Source organism: Methyloversatilis sp. (genome assembly GCF_030696805.1).
Taxonomy (GTDB): Bacteria; Pseudomonadota; Gammaproteobacteria; order Burkholderiales; family Rhodocyclaceae; genus Methyloversatilis.
In genome coordinates, this window is the sequence record NZ_JAUYRO010000088.1 from 21523 (window position 1) to 38081 (window position 16559).

Sequence of the window (16559 nt, forward strand, 5' to 3'; positions counted from 1 at the left end):
GTCATGCGGCCCGGTCCCGGGCGATAGAAGCAAGAAAACGCTCCCGGTTGGGGCCGGGGGACTTCCGTTCGACGTCGAATGCAGGCAATTGGTCGATCGGTCGGCCGGACAATACCGCTTCCGCATGGCTGCGCACAACCAGCGGCCGGCCGTTTGGCTTCGTCGTCACCGTCAGGCCAAGTTCGCGCAGGTAGCGAACCTGTGCCGCGGCCTGCACCAGCGGCTCGCAGATCCGCGATATCTCGGCGTCGGTCAGGAACATGTCCATCAGTCGTACTCCGGCACGTTGAAGAACTGCAGCCGGCCCTTGTAGGGCTGGAAGGGTATTGGCCGTGGCCGCTCCAGCAGGAAGCCATGCTCACCCACGAACCATTGCGAGCTGCTCGCCGTCACGCACCCGGTGATGGTGACAATGCCGCACAGACCACCTTTCGGAAGATCGTCGAAGCTGGGCAGACCGAAGTCTGTACCGAACTCGGCGATCAGGCTGTCGCGGATCTGCTCGACGTCGGCGCGGGTGGCCGACTTGCTGGCGTGGATCAGGCAATCGCCGCGAAAAGTGGTTGGCCAGTCGCGGTTCTCGATGTCTTTGTGGCCGGCGACGATGAGCCAGGCCCACGGTTGGCGGATAGACAGGGCGATCATGAAGCCTCCTCGAGCCCGAAGAGATCGTGCTGTTCTGCACCGTTACCGTAGATGGTCACCGGCAACCATTCATCGGCGTGAGGCTCATCCCCGTTCCAGCCATCTGGCCACGTTTCGGTGGCGATCAGAGCACGGATGCGGGCCTCTTCTTCAGCGTTGATCAGCTCGAACACGTCGCCCTTCCACCCGTTGCCTATGGCGCCAAGATTCACCCGATGTTGAATATCCAGAATCTGATCGAGAGCAGAAAGCCTCGCCTCGAACGTGAGTGGTCCCATGCGCTGCGGGTTCTTGCCGATTGAGCCATCCTTCAGGCGCTCAATGCCAGACTTGCGCAGGCGCTGGGCTGGTTCCCGAAGCCAGCGGTAGATCGGTTTGAGTTCATGCAGTGGGGCCAAGTGACGCCAGCGCGGCATCGCAAGGATGCTGTTGAGGGCCTTTTCCTCCTGCGCCAGCGGGCATGCGATGCACCCGGTGCGCGCGTTCGTTTCCTCGGCTTCGTCCCCACCGTAGGCGTCGGCGATCAGCTCGCTTGACCATCCACCGAACTCCTCGCGCGGCGCCCAGTGGCGGAGCCATTCCCAGACGTGGCAGACACGCCAGTGCAAGAGTGGCGCCAACGTGGCGATGCGGCCGCGCACGCTCCGGCTCTCTGGCAGAACTTGCTGATACCAACCCTGTCCACACTCGGCACCATCCTTTCCGCAGCTCATTTCGATTCGTCGGTCGCGAATCGCGCTCTCTCCCTGACGGACGCCGGTGATGGTCAATGCTGTGCCGTCGCCGATCGACTCAGCGATGGCGGCGGCCATCGGATCAACCTTGATCTGTCGAGTGCACCAGCGCAGCGTGTTGTTGTTCGGCGGCGGCACGCCGCGGCCGAGGATATAGACCAGGAAGCGCTTATCGAGCGGCGCGCGGACGATCCGGCATTCGATATCGCGTTCGGCCAGCTCGTCCATGATCGCCTCGGCAGCGATGGCCAGCGGCGGCAGTTCCTGACGCGTGTCAGCGTAGAGCACGGTCAGGCGCTTCGGCGCCCGAATCTTGCCGGTGTTGATCAGCCACACGATCAGCGTCAGCGTGGCTGTGCTGTCCTTTCCACCGGACCACGCAACGACCCAATGCTCGTGTGCAGGGCCGTAGGCCTGCAGGCTCTGCATGGTCAGTTCGATGGACTCGTTCATCTGCAGGCGTGCTCCGCCTTCGAAGAGATGCAGGTCGCGTATGGTCATGGCTTTCTCCACCGCAGTGCGCCGGCTGATGATTCACGCACTACGTAGCTTCTCTTCAGCGCATGCCAGCCATGCTTGCAGGATGCCTCGCACGATTTATATCCGGGGCCGCCCTTGTCACCGTAATCAACGGCCCCACAGCGCGCACACTCGAAAACGGGCTGCGAGCAGTTGTCTGTGAAGTCGTGCGGACAATGCCGCCCGCCTATGGATACCAAGGCGTGCCCGGCTGCGCAAAGGTCCGCCCCACCGAGCGCAGCGGCCTCCGCGATCAGGAATTTCAGATTCATGGACTCACCTCGAACATATCCACGGTGTGGGCGTCACGCGTGGCGCAGCTCGGGCCGTCCGGCGCGTCGACAGGCTCGAACGCGGTGCAGACCGGGTCGCCGTCATCGTCGTAGCGCCACTCTCGTGGGTATTCCGGGTGGGTGACGTCGTACGCGTAGGTGGCGCCGATGATCGGGCAGCAGTCCTGTTCGCTGGCCATGTCCGCATCTACATCGCCGTTCATGACCCGGTCGCGCTTGCAGCGTCCGCACCAGCCGGCGATGAAGCTCTCGCCCTGTGTGCCGTTCGATGGGCGGAAAAGAGGGATTTCTGTGCTCATGCGCCTTGCTCCCCTGCCTTCGGCGATGGTTTCGTCGCGCGCCAATCGTCGTACCGCTTCCAGGCGTGTTCGGCGAGGTTGTTGTAGGTACTGTTGGCGATGCCCCAGTGCTTTTGTACGTCCTTCCACTCGCCGCCTTTCTTCCATCGCCGCTGGGCGCCGATCTCGATCAGCGGCGTGTTCCTGAGTGGGTGTTCTTCCGGCAGAAGGTGAAGGTGTTCGGAAATCTCATCGCCATCTGTCTCGACTTGATGTGATGCCGAACTGATCTGCGCCAGCTCGCGCAGGTCGGCGTCAGGCATGCCCGTCTTGAAGCACCACGCCGCGGCGAGCAGGTCGAAGGCTTGCGTGCCTTCACCGATCAGACTCGCAACGCGCGGCTCGGTGCGGATGCGCGTGATGAGGTAGGACACGGCGCGGTGAGCTGCGAAGGCGGTCATGCCGGGCGAACTGGCCGGGTCCCTGAGCCATTCCGGCTCGTGGAAAAGTTCGGCCAGCTCGGCTTCGTTGAGCACCAGGTCGTTGCAGGCGTCCGTCCAGATCTGGGCGGAGGTGCCCTTGCAGGTGGACATCACCTGCAGCACGACGGCGTTGCCGATCCGCCGGCCATCGCGGGTGCAAAGCTGGGCGCCGACTTCTAGGTAGCCGCGGGCGACGCCAGTGGCCCAGGGCGGTTGATGGGTGTTGTAGGTATCAGACATTGAGGTCTCCCTGCGCCACAGTCAGCGCAGCCAGCGCCGGCTGCACCCAGATTGGCGCGGATGAAAGGGTGAAGGTCTCGCCCGACCACGCCAGCAGCAGCGTGCGGCCCATTTCGCTGGCGATGGCCTGAGAAGCGTCCGGCGGGACAGCGTTGCCGATGCGCTCGCGCCAGTCGCTGTCGCTCAGACCGTCCAGTTCCAGCTGCTCTTCCGGATCGACCAGCGACTGCAGCGCGGCGAGTTCGAGTGTCGTGAAGGGCCTGTGCCACGTGCCGTCCTCGGCTCGGATTACTGCAACGACGCGGTCATTAGATCCAGGAATCTGGGGGGTCTGAAAGGCCCCTGGACCCATCCCGAAAACCGCATCTGGACGCCATTCTTGAAAATCGTAAGGGGTGGTTTTTGCCCCCGTGGGCTCTAATCTCGGATCCGCCACCGACCACGGCCCGTTGTCGTGGCACGCGGACGCAGACACAGCGCCGGAGCTGCTCGACCACGGCACGACGCCGTAGTGACCGCCGGTCAGGTAGTGATCGCCGCGCTGGCGCTGCATGCCTGGGCGCGGGTCGGCCACGGCATAGGCACCCTGCCCTGTGGTGCTGCCGCTGATCACGGTTCCGGCCGCGTCGGTCCAGTCGGTGACCGCGTACTTGCCGAACAGCTCGCCGGCCGGGCGCGGGTCGCTCACCGCCATCGCGCCGCTGCCGATCTGCTGCGAGCCGGTGACGCAGTTCGACGGGTGGCGCCAGTCAATGACGCGGAACATGTTGTAGTGCCGAGTATCACTCGGCGGCATGCGCGGGTCGGACACCGCGAATGCACCTTGCCCAGGCATCGTCTTGCCGCTGACCGTCCCGGTGTGCGCGTCCCACTTGCGCACGCCGTAAGCCTGGCCGTCCGACCACTTCGCGGACTGTTCGAAGCGCGGATCGGCGACCGAGAAGGCACCGTTCATCGGCAGTGACTCGCCGGCGACGGCGCCGGTTGTTTCGTCCCACCGGCGCACGCCGAGGGCGCCTCGGAACATCTCCGGCACGATCAGGTAATCGCGCAGGTTGCCGCCCTCGATCGCCAGCCGGTTCAGGCTGCGCCAGTCGCTACCGGCCTCGACGAACGCCAGCCGCACCCATGTTTTCCACATCAACGCCGGCACGCGGTGCATCGGACCGCCTGCGGCATCGCCCGGGAGCGGCATACGGCCCAGCACCGTGCCGACACCCTGCAGCCGCTTCATCGCCGGCTCGTACAGGAAGGGCGGCACCTTGGCCATGTGGCGCGCCACCAGCAGGAAGCGCTTGCGGCTCTGCGCGAGACCGCCGAGCTGGCCGCAGTCATGCGTGGTCTCGGCCACCGCGTAGCCGTACTGCCGCAGCAGTGCCGTGATCTGGTCGAGCAGGTGCCTGCCGCGCGTGGCGATGCGCGGCACGTTTTCGAACAGGATCAGCTCAGGCGGGTCGTCCGACCACGCTTCGAGCATCAGCCACACGCCGCGCAAGGTGAGGCGGTTGAGCGCCTGGTACTTGTCGGTGCGGCTCTTGCCCTCGGCGAGCAGGCCGCTGAATCCCTTGCACGGCGCGCTCAGGAACACGATGTGCGGGCGCTCGCCTCCGGCCGCGCGGTGGATGTCAGCCGTCGTCGACTCGCGCCAGCCGGCCGGCGGTTCGGCGCCGTGGAAGGCGCAGTACTGATCTCGATCGAACAGATCCAGCACCGTGCCCGGTACGCCGGCGAGCCTGCCGAAGTCTCTGATCGATGCCGGGTCGACGTCGATGCCGCCTATGCACCGGAACCGGCCGGTCATTGAGCCGACACGGGCGCTGGCCGCGTTGAAGCCGCGCGCGCCCCCGCCGAGGCCACAGAACAGGTGAAAGTGACGGATATCGCGCACGTCGTCGGGCGCGGTGGTGAAGGCATCGCGTTTCATGTTGTCTGTCCTTCCCTGATGTACCGCGCCTGCAGCGCCTTGACGGCGAGTGCGGCGCGGGCGATGTCGAGATTGCTGGCGGCGGCCAGCGCGTTGAAGACGGGTGGTGCGCTGGCGCAAATGGCGGCCTGTTCGTAGGTGGCCACTTCAATGCGGCCGATCTGCTCGGCGCGGGTGATGACAACGTTGAGCACCCGGATCAGCGCATCGGCGTGGCGCAGCACGTTGGGCGGGGTGCCGGGCATGGCGCGCACCATGTGCGCCGGCGTCGCCAGCTCGCACAGGTGGTGCTGCTTGAAGTTGGGCGTGCCGAGCAGCTGCAGCGCCATCCAGTGGCCGGTCTGAAGTTGCACCGTGTTGCGCGCCCGTCCGGGCAGCACGGCGAAATGGCGAACGTAGGCGCCGCGCTTGCGGGTCATGATTTCACCTCATCGGAAAGTCGCAGGTAGCGCCGGTAATCCACCTTGTGGCCGTCGACCAGGAATCCCCACGTGTGCCGGCGCCGACCGCAGATGAACATCGTCCAGACGCCGCCGGGGCTCACCTCTGCTATCCGGTGGAAGGTTTGCGCCCGGGCGCTGACCATGTCGCCCGCCTTCCGGAAGTGGCGCACACCGAACACGTCCTGTTCGACGTACCACCCGCGCAGGATCACCGTGCAGTAGTCGAAAGGGTGGTCGTGCAGATGTCGGTCGTTGTCCGGGCGCACGATCCAGTGGATGCGCACGGCGATCGGTAGCCAGCGCAGCCACCAGGGGCACTGGTCCTCCGCCACGCGGCCGCGTAGAAGCCACCAGCGGCCCATGTAAAGAGAGCCGTCGCGGCCGTGGATGTGGAAATAGGGCGTGCGCTGTGCGAAACCGAGCAATGCGCCCACCAGCCAGCCGCGGCTGGCGATGAAGGCCGCCAGCCGCATCATGACCGCACCCCCTTACGCTTCTTCTCCAGCCCCCAGCGCCGGATGATCTCTTCGAAAGCGGCGCCGCCGTTGTTGAAGAACTGGTGCGGCTCGCGATTGTTTTCGGTGCACAGCCGGATGGCGTTCATGCAGTGCTCGAACAGCGTCACGTCCATGCAGCGCAGGTCGCTCGCGTCGAACTTCACCCGGTTGCCGTTGTACATGCTGGCCAGCAGGGTGGCGACGCGCCGGCCGCCGCTGGTGCCGCAGTGGCTGAGTGCGATGTGCACCAGCTCGGCGAGCGAATCGATCTGCGTGTGCATGTTCGCCTTGCGAAGCTGCTCGGCTTCTTCGATGGTGGCCAGGTCCATGAACTGATACAGGCGCGGCACGTCGCGCCGGCGTACCGTCATCGACACGGTCTGCATCGCGTCAGGATCCTCGATCGAGGTCATGAACTGCTCGGGGGGCAGGGGGGCGAGCGCTTCCATCAGGCGGCCCTCCTGTCAGCGGTTTCGCCGATCGGCTCGATGTAGAGACTGTCGTCGAGCTGCAGGCCCTGCCAGCAGGCTACGATGGTGATGCCATCGCGGCCATCCATCGCCGGCCAGCCCTCGATGCCGTCTTTGTAGTTGCCGCGAAAGTCCTCCCACGCGAAGGCATAGACCACGCCGCACAAGGTGCGCGGGCGAGCGCTCTGCAGGTTGCGGACCGTGTTGAACAACTGGTCCAGCACAGCGCGGCTCACATCGCCGCCGTGGCGCATCAACCGGTAGTCGGCGTCGCCCCAGAACTGATTGATCTCGTGAAGCTTCTCTTCCGTAATGAGGTCGGTGTCGATCTCGACCGTCATTTCGTAGTCTTGCGTGCTCAGCTTGTAGGTGCGCAGCATGATCAGTCCTCCGGATTGAAGGGGGATAAGGCAGTGACGTGCACGGTCTGGTCACCGCCCGGCGCGCCCACGTCGACGCCGATGAACCGCATGCGCTCGTGTGCGGGCATCTGCTGCAGCGCGCCCTTGAGGGACCACATCGAAACCGGCTCGCTGCGAATGTCGCGCGCGGCCATGGTTGCAGTGGCCTGGTCGACGAACGTGATCCCGTAGATCGCGGCTGCGCCGAATAACCGGGTATGAGGCGCGATGTGAATGGAGTCGCTCTTGACCTCGGGAATGTCGAGCCGGACGAACGAACTGCCGCCGATCTGCTGTTCGCTCAGCCGTCCGGCCACTTTGGTGTGGCCGAACAGATCGACGATCGCCCACGTCTCGGCGCTGGGCTCGGGTGCGGCCGCCGGTGCGGCCGTGGTTGCGGGTGCTGTGGTCTGCATGCTTCTCTCCTCTCGGTTGAGGTGGTGGGTGAAAACGGTTGTGCCGGTCAGCCGTGGCGGGCCGGGAAGATGCCGAGGCCATCGACGACCGGCTTGGCGGCGCGGCGAGGCAGCATCGAGAGCAGGCGGTCGAGCACGGTGGGCGAGGGCGCGGGTTCGGCGGCGGCGCGGGCGGATTCGGCGGCCAGTAGTTCGGCGTGAATGCTTTCGCCCAGGCGCTGGAAGTAGGCGTCGTTCGGGCCGCGGCGGGCGTACCACTCCATCAGCTCGACGGCGATCAAGGCCGTTTTGCCGGTGCTGGCCCACAGCAGGGCGTCGAGGTCGACCGCCCAGCGCGAGGTGTAGAGGTGGGCCACCAGCATGGTCAGCGGCTCGCTGAGCGCGATGTCGAGCTGGTAGCGCATGAAGGGCGAGAGGCTCACCGTGGTGAGGTGAAACTTGTCGGCTTCAAGGCGGGCGGCGTCGAGTTCGTCGAAGGCCTCGACCACGCCGGGGCGGGCGGGATCTACGCGCAGCAGCAGGCGGCCGGCGTCGAGCAGTTGCTGCACCGTGGCCGCGGCACGGATGAGCCGGCGGCTGTGCGGGTTGAGCAGGGGGGCGGGCAAGGGCATGGCGATCTCCTCCGGTGGGTCAGCAAGGGGTGCAGCAGCGAGCCGAGGCGGCGGCCTCGGGGTGGGAAAGCTCGACGCGCGTGCGCATGCCTGCCCAGCGGGCGGCACGGCGGCGGCGCATGAGGGCGCCCAGGCACAGCAGGGCGTGAAGGTCGGGCGCGGCGAGCGCGTCTTCAAAGCTGCAGCGCCAGCCGGTGGTTGCGTAGGCGGCCTGCAGTTCGTCGCGGGTGATGGGGGCGCGGGCGGTCATGCGAAAAGCCCCGCCGGGTGAGTCGAAAGTGCGTTCAGTACTTTCGGGTTGATCCACACGCACTCGGTGCGGCGTGCCGTGCCGCGATGTGCAGATGCGCGGGCGTGGGTCGAGCAGTGCGTCCAGTCGCCGAGCGCCTCTTCGTACATCGGCGACGGGTAGCCCGACAGCACTACGTAACCGCGCAGGGTGCGCAGCACTTCCAGCAGCGCGCCGTGGTCGGCGTCGGTCATTTCGTGCCGGTAGCAGCCGTTCGAGCCCCTGAGTTGTCGGGTACCGAAGACGTAGGGCGGATCAACGAAGTGCAGCGCGTCGTCGCCGTCGTGTTGCTGCAGCACCTCGATCGCCGGGCGGTTCTCGATGAGCACGCCGCACAGCCGCTGGCCAGCGATCGCAATGGTCTGCGGATAGCGTGCCCAGACGTGCTGCGCGGTGGAGTTCAGGCGCTTAGTGTCGATGCGAAACCCGGTGCTGCTCTTCGTGGCGCCGCCACTGCCAAAGCCCATGAAGGCGCGCACCGCTGTGCGCCGTGCCTGCTCGACCGGGTCAGCGCACCGCACCCACGACAGTTCGAACTCGGCCCGCGCGTACGGCGTGAGGGTGATCTGTTCAATCAGCCGGGCGCGCATATCCGGATCTCGTAGCACGCGGAAGAAACTGACGATTTCGCCGTCCAGGTCGTTGTAGACCTCGGCATAGGCGCGCGGCTTTTGCAGCAGCACGCCAGCGCCACCGCCGAATGCCTCGGTGTAGGTCTGATGCGCCGGGAAGAACTGCATCACCCACTGCGCGAGCCGGAACTTGCTGCCGTGGTAGCGAAGCGCCGGGCTGGTGATGGTCGGCAGCGGGGCGTTCATGCGCGCACCCTTCTGGCGGCCGGCGCTGCCTTCCGTGCGACCTTCTCTGCCGCCGATTTCGCCTCTGCCAGTGTCTGGAAGCCGCGCTCGGTGCCGATGCACGCGTTGTCGCTGCACCACGGCTGGCACGGGTTCTTCGGTGGCGTGGTTGAGCGGTAGGCGCAGTACTTGCCGCGATGCACGCCGGGCACGGCCGGGAAGTGGGCGACCCAGACCGGCGCGTGAAGGTGGCGCCAGATGCGCAGGCCGTAGTGCTGCTCGGGGGCGTTGAAGGTGTTTGCCATCGCCATCAAGCCTCGAAACACCAGCACTTGACCGACTGCGGCTTGGTCACCGGGTTGCTGCTGTTCACATGCACGCGCTTGTTGTAGGCCTCATGCAGGCGCGAATTCACCGTGCGCACGTCGATGAACTTGTGCTGCCGGCTGGTGCGCAGCACGCGCTTCAAGTCAGGGATCGGCGGGAACTTCAGCTTGCGGTCGCCGCACACCTGCTCGAAGTGCGGCAGGCTGATGGCGATCACGCTGGTGTCGCGGCTGTGGTTGAGCAGGCCGTCGCTAAATTCGCCGCCGTCTTCGAGGTAATCGAAGATTTCCCAGAATTCGGCGACCAACGGGTGGTCGGCGCTGATCGCCTCTTGGCGTGCCTTGGCGCACTCGATCAACTGGTTCCAGCCGGCGGCGGCGTAGTGCTTCGGCAGGATGCCGATGCGCACCAGGCACAACACCAGCGCCATGATTTGTGCGTGGTTCTTGATCACGCGCACGTTGCGTATCTCGCGCACGGCCGACAGGGCTTTCTCGGCCTCGGCAACCTTCTCCACGAAGCACTTGAGCACCTCTTCTTCACGCTGCGCCGCGCGCAAAATGAAGCCGCTCACGCTTTCCATTTCGGTGCGTTCGAGCTGCTCGGCGGCAGCGCGTGACTGCGGCGTCTGGGCGCTGCGGTCGAAGTGCAGATGCACGATGCGACTGAGGATGGCCTCGCTCGCATTCACATCTGCGTTTTGGCTGATCACCACCGCGCCTCGGAACGGCGGCTCGTAGGTCGCGTTGCCGCCGTCTTTCACGCCGCGCGCGCGCACGCTGCGGCCGTTGTAGGCGGTTTTCAGTTCATCCCAGTCGAAGCCGCCCTTCTTCGAGTCGTCGCCGCGGTCGGCTTCGATGAGCACCACCGGCAGGTTGCTCACCTGGGCGAAGTTGCGCGCCCGCGCGGCCAGCGTCGATTTCGAGGGGTCGAAGCCTTCGTAGTCGAGCCGGCCGCAGAGCTTCCACAGAAACTCGATCAGCGTTGATTTGCCGGCGCCCGGCTCGCCCACCACCTCGAGGAAGGGGTAGCTCTTGGCCAGCGCGCGGATCTGCTCGGCGTACAGCGCACCGAACCAGAAGGCCAGCGCCACCACGCCCTTGGCGCCGAAGGCCTCCCATATGGCGTCGACCCACTCGGTGGTGAAGCGCTTCGCGTCGGGGTTGATCTGCAGACCGACCGAGCCGTTGAGGCTCTTGACCGAGAGGCGGCCGATCTCGAAGTAATCGTCGTCGTTCAGCTCATAGGTGCGGCCCTTCGACACCGCCACGTTGCCAAAGACGTAGCAGGTGTGCTCGCGGCTGTAGCCGATGAAGTCGATCGTTTCAACGCTGGTGATGAACCTGAGCTGTTGCTTCCACAGCGCATCGAGCATGCCGGTGCTGCCGGTGTAGATGGCGCCCTGCGCCATGCCGAGCAGCCGCTTCTTGAACTCGGCACCGCTGGCCAGCTGCGCCGACGTGAAGGTGTTTTTCACCGGCGCCGTGTCGTTCGGGAAGCTGACGCGCAGGTAGTACCAGCTGTCATCGGTGACGCTGTCGCGCTGGTAGTAGAGCGCCTGCGGGTAGCAGGTCGCGATCTCGTTCACCGCGTGCGCGTTGGCCAGCGCGCGTTCGCGCACCTCTTGCTTCGAGAGTTTCTTTTCGCCGTCTTCCTCCTCGATCGCATTGGAGGCGGCGGTGTACTTCTCGAGGTCGAGCTTGAACCAGTAGAGCCGGTTGCCGAACTCGAACGGGAAGCTGCTGCCGGCGCCGCGCTGGTACATCAGCAGCGCCTTGTCGCCCGCCGATTGCGCGGTGAGCAGCGCGCCGTGGTACAGGTAGGTGTCGATGTCGCTGGGCTTGAGCCGGTCGCGCTGGAACATGTCGTTCCAGTCGAGCTTTGCCCGGCCGGTCTGCGGGATCTGCGCGGCGATGGTTGTCCAGCCCGCCTCCTGCGATGCCTTGACCCACTTGCGCGTGAAGCTGCGCCCCGCCTTGTCGGCGTCGAGCGCCCATATCACCTTCGGCCGATCGACCTTTGCTGCCGCGCAGGCCTCGGCCAGCGCGGCCAGGCTGGCGGCGCAATCGTTGTTGCAGCTCAGGGCTGACACCGCAGTGATGCCGACATGCAGCAGCGCGATGGCGTCGAAGATGCCCTCGACGATCCACAGCTCGCGGTTGCCCTTGATGTCGGTCAGGTCAATGCCCGGCGGCGCCCACCAAGTGTGCGCGTAGCTGCCGCGGAATGTGGCCTTGCGGCTCCCGAAGCGGCCGGGCTGGTCGATGATGCGTTCCCAGTAGCCGCCACCCTGCAGCGCGAAGCGCACCGTTGAGCTGCCCGCCTTGATCGAGGGGTCGAAGTAGGTCTCTTGTGTGTACCAGCCCTTGATGCGCGCCAGATCGAAGCCGCGCGCCATCTTGAGATACGCGTCGGCGGCGGCGTACGGGTTTTCAGGGGTGACCGGGTGGCGCTCGGTCCAGCGCTCGAACAGGTCGGGGTACAGCTCTTTCACGTGGTACTCGGCGCCGCACTTCGAGAGGCGGTCGCACTTCAACACCCACGGCGATTCCTGCCATGTCCAGAGGCTCTTTTTTCCGCACTGGGGGCACACACCCTCGCGCAGGTGCTTGTCGCGTGGCTTGAACGCGTAGTCCCTGTCGAGGCGGGCGGTGATGTCGGCGTGCAGCCTGGAATCCATGTCTTTGTATTTCTTTTGGCAAAAAGGGTCCCTGCGCGCGGCGAAATGGCCGAGCGGCGGGTGGTGTTTTCAGGGGTTTCGGGCGGCGGCTGTCAGCCGCTCGGAGGGCCGGTTTCGATCAGTGAAAGCTGCAGTTCATCGCATGGCGCGTTCTGCAATTTCTTGCTTCGGGTGATCGCGTAGTTGAACGGCCAGCCCGACTGCTTTTCTTTGGGCAGCAGGCTGTCGCCTACGGTGCGAACGATGCTGATCATCGCCACGAATATGTGGCTGCACCGGCCATTGGTGCAGTGGTAGTACTGCTCGCGGCTCACGTCGGACATCGGGCGTGAAGTGCGGATGTGCGCGGTGTGGCCGCAGATCGGGCAGGGCATGCTCACGGCCGTCTCCGTCCGCGTGAGGGCTGCACCAGCGCCTTGAGCCGAGCCTTCAGCGCGTGCAGCGCCTGCTCATGGCGGTAGATCGCCTGGTCGATCTCGGCCATTTCCGAGTGCTCGATGTGCTGGTCGGCAAGGGCGGCGTCGATCGCCGCGCCCACTTGGCCGTGGCTGAGCCAGACGTGCGTGATCATTTCGAGCACCGCCAGATCGCTGGGCTGCACGTCGGCGTCGACGCGTATCGCGACATGGCTGTGGTTTGCGCACAGCGCATGGAGCACGGCGTAGTCGCTCGTGACGGCCATGGTGGCGTCGGCATCGGCGAGAGAGGCCGAGTTGCCGGGAAACTCCGGGTTGGCCTTGTTGCGCAGCACGCCGCCCTTGATCGGGTGACCGAACTGGGTAAGCACCACGGCAAGGGCGTCTGCCCCGCCGGGGTAGCGGTGCACGGTGCCGTGGAAGGCGCGGAGCACGCTGTTCATGCGCGGCCCCTGCATTCGCATGGTGTATGCAACTGGATGTGCCCCGAGAATGACATCAGGCGGCCTCACTCATCGCGTTGATGAGCAGCGTGCGGGCCATGTTGGCCAGGCTGCGCCCTTCGCGCTGCGCCAGCTCTGACAACTGGCGTTTTTCTTCAGCCTGCAGCACCACGGCCACGCGGGGTTGCGTGCCCTTGCCCTTGGGCGTGCGCGCGGCTGATGGTTTTGCGGCGGCGTTCATGTCGTCTATGCTCCGAAGTACGTTAAAGCACACTATGACCACACTATTGTATGAAAAAGCGTACATGTCAAGCAACAGATGTTCGGTAGAGCAAACATTTTCTGAACGGCTGGAGGAAGAGCGGAAGCGCCTTGAGCTGAATCAGGACGACGCGGCGCTCATCGTGAACCGCAGGCGGCAGGCGTGGGCGGCTTGGGAACGCGGCGAAACCAGCCCTGACGCCCGCGAGCTGGATCTACTCGCAGCGCGCGGCTTCGACGTCGTGTTTCTGCTCACCGGCGATCGTTCGCCAGAGTTGCTCAGTCGTGACGAATCGCAGCTGCTGGATGATGTGCGCGGCATGGACGATCGCGCCCGCCGCATGTTGCGGGCCATGGTCGACGCGTGGCACGGCTGGGCGCCGCGTGCCATGCCGACCGGTAGTGCGACGGCCGTCTATGACGCACGGCCCGAGTCCGCCTCCGCGGCCACACTGCATGACGTGGCACTCGACCGTAAGCAGGCCTTGCCTGGCGAGCGTGTAAAGCTCGGGCGTACCAGCGCGGGGCGCAAGCGCACGGTCTAGCGCGAATGCTCTTCGTCAGGCCACAGCAGCATCTGGGCCAGCTGCTGCACGCCGTAGTAGGTCAGCGCCGGGTGTGCGTTCGCGGCGCCGAACCATCCCTGTCGGGTGAGCATTTCCGGGGTGATCACGGTGTAAGCCGCCCCGATGATCTCGCCGCGCTCGGCTGCTTTGGCAAGCAGTTCAAATCCGCGCTCGGTCTCGCGTGCGGCGGGCGAGGAAAAGGGAAGAACGATCCGCTGTGAAGTGCCGCGCATTGCCATTGCCTCGTGACGTTGTCGTTGAGGCATTCTTTAGGCTCAGATGCTCGTAGATTGCAAATCGCTGTTAAACGGGCGTGTAGGCGTCACGTTTAGTCCAAAAGGACTATGCACAAAGACATACGACCAGGACATGGAGGGCAGGCAATGCCAGAGTTCAGCGTTTCAGTGATCACCCTGATCGGCTTCTGGCATGCGGGCGCGGTGCGCGGCGCGCAGCAAGGCCGAGGTTTCTTTGTTCGAAACGTGCTCGCCGGCGTGGTTGCCTCGATCGCGGCGATTGTGGCGTTCGGCACCGCCGTGGCGGGCGGGGGCTGGTGGGTGATAGCGGTAGTGCTCGCTGCCCTGGGCGCGGCCGCGGCCTCGCAAGCGCACCGAATGCCTAAGCCATGAGGTTACTGTTGTTCGCCGTCGCGCTGGCAATCGCTACCCCTACGGTGCTCTCGCGGGGCAACGGCCGTCAGCCGTGCGACCGCGGTGCAGGCGGTATTTCGCACTGTCATGGCGATCGTTTCGTGTGCAAGAACGGACGCTTGAGCGGCTCGCAGAAAGTGTGTAACCCCGCGGAGCATGGCACTGATTCCGGTGGCAAAAACGGTACCCGGGCGGATTCAGTCCGCCGCTGACACCCCGACCGCCGGCTTTATTTCCAGATCTACCGAGGTGACGAATCCGCTGTTGTCGAGCGTGTGGCGGCAGCGGGTGATGATCCAGCCGGTGCTGTCGATCTCGGGCTTGAAGCCGCGCACGGTGACCGGCAGCTCGGGGAAGAGGTCCGCGCGGCCTTCGGCGAGGGTGAGCGTGAAGGTCGCCATGCCGCGCTTGAGGCGCTTCCATTCGGCGTCGGCGCCGCGCAGGGCGTTGGTGCGGTTGGCGTACACGTGCCGCAGCACCTTGTTGTTTTCGCCGCTGGGCTCGGTGGGCGGCGGGGCGGCGGGCTTGGGTGAATCGACGCCTGCCAGCACGCTGGCCTTCTTGGTGCGGGCCTTGTCTTTCCAGTACTGCGCGCGCACGCCGGTGTAGTCCTGCCGGTTGCCCTGGCGCTGTATTTTCTGCCACTCCTCGCGCGCGGCGCGCTCGGCGTTCTTCTTCGATACGTAGGTGTGGCTCAGGGTTTTCACGCCGCCCACCGGGCCGCTGCCGTCGCCTGGCAGGTAGGGCGCATCGTCGCTGACGAACACGTGCGATCGCTCGGCGGCGCGCACGTCGTGGTAGTGGGCGACGACGCCGGTGTAGCCGGCGCGGTCGGCCACGGCGAAGCGGTGGCTGTCGCCGCTCGATCGCTGAATGATCACGGTGGGCAGCGTCTGACCGCTGGCCGTGGTGGCCTGGCCGGCACGCATGAAGATCAGCCGGCCGGCCTTCACGGTGGCAATGACGTCGAGGTCGCGCGCCATGCGCGTGAGCAGGTTCACATCGCTCTCATGGGTCTGGTCGGTGTGCTCGATCGCGAGTGTGTCGAGATCGCCGCTGATGGCCGGCGTGAGGCCATTGCGCTCGGCGATGGTGCGCACCACGTCGCCGCACGTCACGTCGAAGTAGCTGCATTCGCGCTTGGTGGATAACCCGGTGCGCAGATCTGCGCTGCGCGCGCGCAGGGTGAGCACGTCGGGCGGGCCGTTGTGTTCCAGCTCATCGACCAGGTAGCTGCCCTTGTCGGTCAGCGCCTCGCCCTTCCAGCCGATCCACAGTTCAACGCGTGCGCCGCGCGGCGGCAGGGCGAGCAGGCCATCGGTGTCGTCGAGGTCGATTTCGAGCGTGTCGGCTTCGAAGCCGCGGTTGTCGGTGAGGGTGAGGCTGGCCAGCCGTGGGCGGATGCGGTCGGTGATGTCTTCGCCATCGACGCGCAGGCGGTATGCGGGCTGGCGCGCCGTCATGCCGGGCGCACCAGCAGGTCAAGGATGTTGCGCAGCTCGGGCGCCGGCATGCTGGCCAGGTCTTCGAACTGCGCGAGGTTGGGCAGGCCGAGGGCGGTGAGATCGGGGAAGGTGGCTACGGCGGTGATGAGGTCGCCCATGGCCGAAAGGTCGGGTAGCGGCGGCAGCTGCAGGTCGGTGAGGTCGGGCAGCGTGGGCAGGGTGAGGCCTACGCGCTCGGCGAGGTCGGTGAGGCCGCCGAAGCCGTCGATCAGGTCAGCGCCGATCACCGTGCCGAGCTTGTCGAGCAGTGTATCGGCGACGGATTGGGCCTGATCGATCATCAGCCCCAAGGGCACGTCGGCGCGCTTGAGCGATATCGAAAATTCGATGCGGCGCGCGGCGCCGTCGTCGAAAAACAGGGTGCGCGTGGTCTGCAGCGATTCAACGACGAACATGCCGTGTATCCAGCCCGAGCCCTCTACCAGCGGCAGCGCTTCGCCTTGGTCGGCCATGGTTTCGAGCATGTCGATCGAGAGCCGGCCGCCGGTGAGTTCCGGGTGCAGCACGCCGGTGAGGGTGATGGTGTCGGCATCGGGGCCGGTGAATTGCAGCGCCGGGCGCTCGCCCACACGCGATTGCTCGGCGTGGCGCCACGACATGGCGCGCTGCATCTCCTGAAAGGGCAGGGTGCGCAGCTCGAAAACGAAGAGGCCGAGGGCGAGCATCATGATG

At 65.7% G+C, this 16559-nt stretch carries 24 protein-coding genes; 2 read left to right on the forward strand and 22 right to left on the reverse strand.

Annotation, left to right across the window (positions count from 1 at the left end; genetic code table 11):
* Window position 1: 1 nt before the first annotated feature.
* From Q8R75_RS13780 to Q8R75_RS13870, 19 genes are all read right to left on the reverse strand, one after another.
* A complete protein-coding gene (locus Q8R75_RS13780) occupies window positions 2-268 on the reverse strand; it encodes a DUF4224 domain-containing protein (protein WP_305663715.1) in 267 nt (88 codons plus the stop codon).
* Entirely contained in the window at window positions 268-645 is a 378-nt protein-coding gene (locus tag Q8R75_RS13785) for an ASCH domain-containing protein (protein WP_305663716.1), read from the reverse strand. The genes Q8R75_RS13780 and Q8R75_RS13785 overlap by 1 nt, the downstream gene beginning before the upstream one ends.
* Entirely contained in the window at window positions 642-1880 is a 1239-nt protein-coding gene (locus Q8R75_RS13790; RefSeq protein WP_305663717.1) for a phosphoadenosine phosphosulfate reductase family protein, read from the reverse strand. The genes Q8R75_RS13785 and Q8R75_RS13790 overlap by 4 nt, the downstream gene beginning before the upstream one ends.
* A gap of 286 nt (window positions 1881-2166) precedes the next feature.
* Window positions 2167-2490, reverse strand: a complete 324-nt coding sequence (locus tag Q8R75_RS13795) for a hypothetical protein (RefSeq protein WP_305663718.1) — start codon at window positions 2488-2490, stop codon at window positions 2167-2169.
* Window positions 2487-3191 (reverse strand): hypothetical protein, encoded by a 705-nt coding sequence (locus Q8R75_RS13800; RefSeq protein WP_305663719.1) that lies wholly within the window; start codon window positions 3189-3191, stop codon window positions 2487-2489. The genes Q8R75_RS13795 and Q8R75_RS13800 overlap by 4 nt, the downstream gene beginning before the upstream one ends.
* A complete protein-coding gene (locus Q8R75_RS13805; protein ID WP_305663720.1) occupies window positions 3184-5115 on the reverse strand; it encodes a DNA cytosine methyltransferase in 1932 nt (643 codons plus the stop codon). Before Q8R75_RS13805 ends, Q8R75_RS13800 begins: the two co-directional genes overlap by 8 nt.
* Window positions 5112-5534, reverse strand: coding sequence for a hypothetical protein (locus Q8R75_RS13810; protein ID WP_305663721.1), 423 nt, complete (start codon window positions 5532-5534; stop codon window positions 5112-5114). Before Q8R75_RS13810 ends, Q8R75_RS13805 begins: the two co-directional genes overlap by 4 nt.
* Window positions 5531-6034, reverse strand: a complete 504-nt coding sequence (locus Q8R75_RS13815; RefSeq protein WP_305663722.1) for a hypothetical protein — start codon at window positions 6032-6034, stop codon at window positions 5531-5533. The genes Q8R75_RS13810 and Q8R75_RS13815 overlap by 4 nt, the downstream gene beginning before the upstream one ends.
* Complete coding sequence (locus Q8R75_RS13820; RefSeq protein ID WP_305663723.1) at window positions 6031-6504, reverse strand: hypothetical protein; 474 nt, start codon at window positions 6502-6504, stop codon at window positions 6031-6033. Before Q8R75_RS13820 ends, Q8R75_RS13815 begins: the two co-directional genes overlap by 4 nt.
* The gene (locus Q8R75_RS13825) at window positions 6504-6905 is read right to left on the reverse strand and encodes a DUF2528 family protein (RefSeq protein WP_305663724.1); all 402 of its coding nucleotides are present in this window, start codon (window positions 6903-6905) and stop codon (window positions 6504-6506) included. The genes Q8R75_RS13820 and Q8R75_RS13825 overlap by 1 nt, the downstream gene beginning before the upstream one ends.
* A 2-nt stretch (window positions 6906-6907) precedes the next feature.
* Window positions 6908-7342, reverse strand: a complete 435-nt coding sequence (locus tag Q8R75_RS13830; RefSeq protein WP_305663725.1) for a hypothetical protein — start codon at window positions 7340-7342, stop codon at window positions 6908-6910.
* 47 nt (window positions 7343-7389) lie between these two features.
* Window positions 7390-7953, reverse strand: a complete 564-nt coding sequence (locus Q8R75_RS13835) for a hypothetical protein (protein WP_305663726.1) — start codon at window positions 7951-7953, stop codon at window positions 7390-7392.
* 19 nt (window positions 7954-7972) lie between these two features.
* Entirely contained in the window at window positions 7973-8203 is a 231-nt protein-coding gene (locus tag Q8R75_RS13840; RefSeq protein ID WP_305663727.1) for a hypothetical protein, read from the reverse strand.
* Entirely contained in the window at window positions 8200-9060 is an 861-nt protein-coding gene (locus Q8R75_RS13845; RefSeq protein ID WP_305663728.1) for a DNA adenine methylase, read from the reverse strand. The genes Q8R75_RS13840 and Q8R75_RS13845 overlap by 4 nt, the downstream gene beginning before the upstream one ends.
* Complete coding sequence (locus Q8R75_RS13850; protein WP_305663729.1) at window positions 9057-9344, reverse strand: hypothetical protein; 288 nt, start codon at window positions 9342-9344, stop codon at window positions 9057-9059. The genes Q8R75_RS13845 and Q8R75_RS13850 overlap by 4 nt, the downstream gene beginning before the upstream one ends.
* A 5-nt stretch (window positions 9345-9349) precedes the next feature.
* A complete protein-coding gene (locus tag Q8R75_RS13855; protein ID WP_305663730.1) occupies window positions 9350-12046 on the reverse strand; it encodes a toprim domain-containing protein in 2697 nt (898 codons plus the stop codon).
* A 92-nt stretch (window positions 12047-12138) separates the two neighbouring features.
* On the reverse strand, window positions 12139-12420 hold the full coding sequence (locus tag Q8R75_RS13860) for an ogr/Delta-like zinc finger family protein (RefSeq protein ID WP_305663771.1): 282 nt from the start codon (window positions 12418-12420) through the stop codon (window positions 12139-12141).
* A 2-nt stretch (window positions 12421-12422) separates the two neighbouring features.
* Window positions 12423-12905, reverse strand: coding sequence for a phage regulatory CII family protein (locus tag Q8R75_RS13865; RefSeq protein ID WP_305663731.1), 483 nt, complete (start codon window positions 12903-12905; stop codon window positions 12423-12425).
* 55 nt (window positions 12906-12960) lie between these two features.
* Complete coding sequence (locus Q8R75_RS13870; protein ID WP_305663732.1) at window positions 12961-13146, reverse strand: hypothetical protein; 186 nt, start codon at window positions 13144-13146, stop codon at window positions 12961-12963.
* 64 nt (window positions 13147-13210) lie between these two features.
* Between Q8R75_RS13870 and Q8R75_RS13875 the strand changes: the two genes are divergently transcribed.
* Entirely contained in the window at window positions 13211-13711 is a 501-nt protein-coding gene (locus Q8R75_RS13875; RefSeq protein WP_305663733.1) for a helix-turn-helix transcriptional regulator, read from the forward strand.
* Here the strand turns inward: Q8R75_RS13875 and Q8R75_RS13880 are convergent.
* Window positions 13708-13965, reverse strand: coding sequence for a hypothetical protein (locus Q8R75_RS13880; protein WP_305663734.1), 258 nt, complete (start codon window positions 13963-13965; stop codon window positions 13708-13710). The two genes, Q8R75_RS13875 and Q8R75_RS13880, sit on opposite strands and share 4 nt — an antisense overlap.
* A gap of 150 nt (window positions 13966-14115) precedes the next feature.
* On the opposite strand from Q8R75_RS13880, the gene Q8R75_RS13885 reads away from it, so the two are divergent.
* Window positions 14116-14361 carry a hypothetical protein gene (locus Q8R75_RS13885; protein ID WP_305663735.1) on the forward strand — a complete coding sequence of 82 codons (246 nt, stop codon included), beginning with the start codon at window positions 14116-14118 and terminating at the stop codon, window positions 14359-14361.
* A gap of 218 nt (window positions 14362-14579) precedes the next feature.
* Here Q8R75_RS13885 and Q8R75_RS13890 read toward each other — a convergent pair whose 3' ends face one another.
* Together Q8R75_RS13890 and Q8R75_RS13895 are read right to left on the reverse strand one after the other, a co-directional pair.
* Window positions 14580-15845, reverse strand: a complete 1266-nt coding sequence (locus tag Q8R75_RS13890) for a phage late control D family protein (RefSeq protein WP_305663736.1) — start codon at window positions 15843-15845, stop codon at window positions 14580-14582.
* Entirely contained in the window at window positions 15842-16555 is a 714-nt protein-coding gene (locus tag Q8R75_RS13895; protein WP_305663737.1) for a phage tail protein, read from the reverse strand. Before Q8R75_RS13895 ends, Q8R75_RS13890 begins: the two co-directional genes overlap by 4 nt.
* Window positions 16556-16559: the final 4 nt, after the last annotated feature.

Coding starts and splice junctions, on each gene's coding strand:
- Q8R75_RS13875 (WP_305663733.1), top strand. CDS start 13,211: ATGTCAAGCAACAGATGTTCGGTAGAGCAAACATTTTCTGAACGGCTG.
- Q8R75_RS13790 (WP_305663717.1), bottom strand. CDS start 1,880: ATGACCATACGCGACCTGCATCTCTTCGAAGGCGGAGCACGCCTGCAG.
- Q8R75_RS13795 (WP_305663718.1), bottom strand. CDS start 2,490: ATGAGCACAGAAATCCCTCTTTTCCGCCCATCGAACGGCACACAGGGC.
- Q8R75_RS13870 (WP_305663732.1), bottom strand. CDS start 13,146: ATGAACGCCGCCGCAAAACCATCAGCCGCGCGCACGCCCAAGGGCAAG.
- Q8R75_RS13850 (WP_305663729.1), bottom strand. CDS start 9,344: ATGGCAAACACCTTCAACGCCCCCGAGCAGCACTACGGCCTGCGCATC.
- Q8R75_RS13785 (WP_305663716.1), bottom strand. CDS start 645: ATGATCGCCCTGTCTATCCGCCAACCGTGGGCCTGGCTCATCGTCGCC.
- Q8R75_RS13810 (WP_305663721.1), bottom strand. CDS start 5,534: ATGACCCGCAAGCGCGGCGCCTACGTTCGCCATTTCGCCGTGCTGCCC.
- Q8R75_RS13805 (WP_305663720.1), bottom strand. CDS start 5,115: ATGAAACGCGATGCCTTCACCACCGCGCCCGACGACGTGCGCGATATC.
- Q8R75_RS13825 (WP_305663724.1), bottom strand. CDS start 6,905: ATGCTGCGCACCTACAAGCTGAGCACGCAAGACTACGAAATGACGGTC.
- Q8R75_RS13840 (WP_305663727.1), bottom strand. CDS start 8,203: ATGACCGCCCGCGCCCCCATCACCCGCGACGAACTGCAGGCCGCCTAC.
- Q8R75_RS13830 (WP_305663725.1), bottom strand. CDS start 7,342: ATGCAGACCACAGCACCCGCAACCACGGCCGCACCGGCGGCCGCACCC.
- Q8R75_RS13835 (WP_305663726.1), bottom strand. CDS start 7,953: ATGCCCTTGCCCGCCCCCCTGCTCAACCCGCACAGCCGCCGGCTCATC.
- Q8R75_RS13855 (WP_305663730.1), bottom strand. CDS start 12,046: ATGGATTCCAGGCTGCACGCCGACATCACCGCCCGCCTCGACAGGGAC.
- Q8R75_RS13845 (WP_305663728.1), bottom strand. CDS start 9,060: ATGAACGCCCCGCTGCCGACCATCACCAGCCCGGCGCTTCGCTACCAC.
- Q8R75_RS13800 (WP_305663719.1), bottom strand. CDS start 3,191: ATGTCTGATACCTACAACACCCATCAACCGCCCTGGGCCACTGGCGTC.
- Q8R75_RS13880 (WP_305663734.1), bottom strand. CDS start 13,965: ATGCGCGGCACTTCACAGCGGATCGTTCTTCCCTTTTCCTCGCCCGCC.
- Q8R75_RS13780 (WP_305663715.1), bottom strand. CDS start 268: ATGGACATGTTCCTGACCGACGCCGAGATATCGCGGATCTGCGAGCCG.
- Q8R75_RS13895 (WP_305663737.1), bottom strand. CDS start 16,555: ATGATGCTCGCCCTCGGCCTCTTCGTTTTCGAGCTGCGCACCCTGCCC.
- Q8R75_RS13885 (WP_305663735.1), top strand. CDS start 14,116: ATGCCAGAGTTCAGCGTTTCAGTGATCACCCTGATCGGCTTCTGGCAT.
- Q8R75_RS13890 (WP_305663736.1), bottom strand. CDS start 15,845: ATGACGGCGCGCCAGCCCGCATACCGCCTGCGCGTCGATGGCGAAGAC.
- Q8R75_RS13860 (WP_305663771.1), bottom strand. CDS start 12,420: ATGCCCTGCCCGATCTGCGGCCACACCGCGCACATCCGCACTTCACGC.
- Q8R75_RS13820 (WP_305663723.1), bottom strand. CDS start 6,504: ATGGAAGCGCTCGCCCCCCTGCCCCCCGAGCAGTTCATGACCTCGATC.
- Q8R75_RS13865 (WP_305663731.1), bottom strand. CDS start 12,905: ATGAACAGCGTGCTCCGCGCCTTCCACGGCACCGTGCACCGCTACCCC.
- Q8R75_RS13815 (WP_305663722.1), bottom strand. CDS start 6,034: ATGATGCGGCTGGCGGCCTTCATCGCCAGCCGCGGCTGGCTGGTGGGC.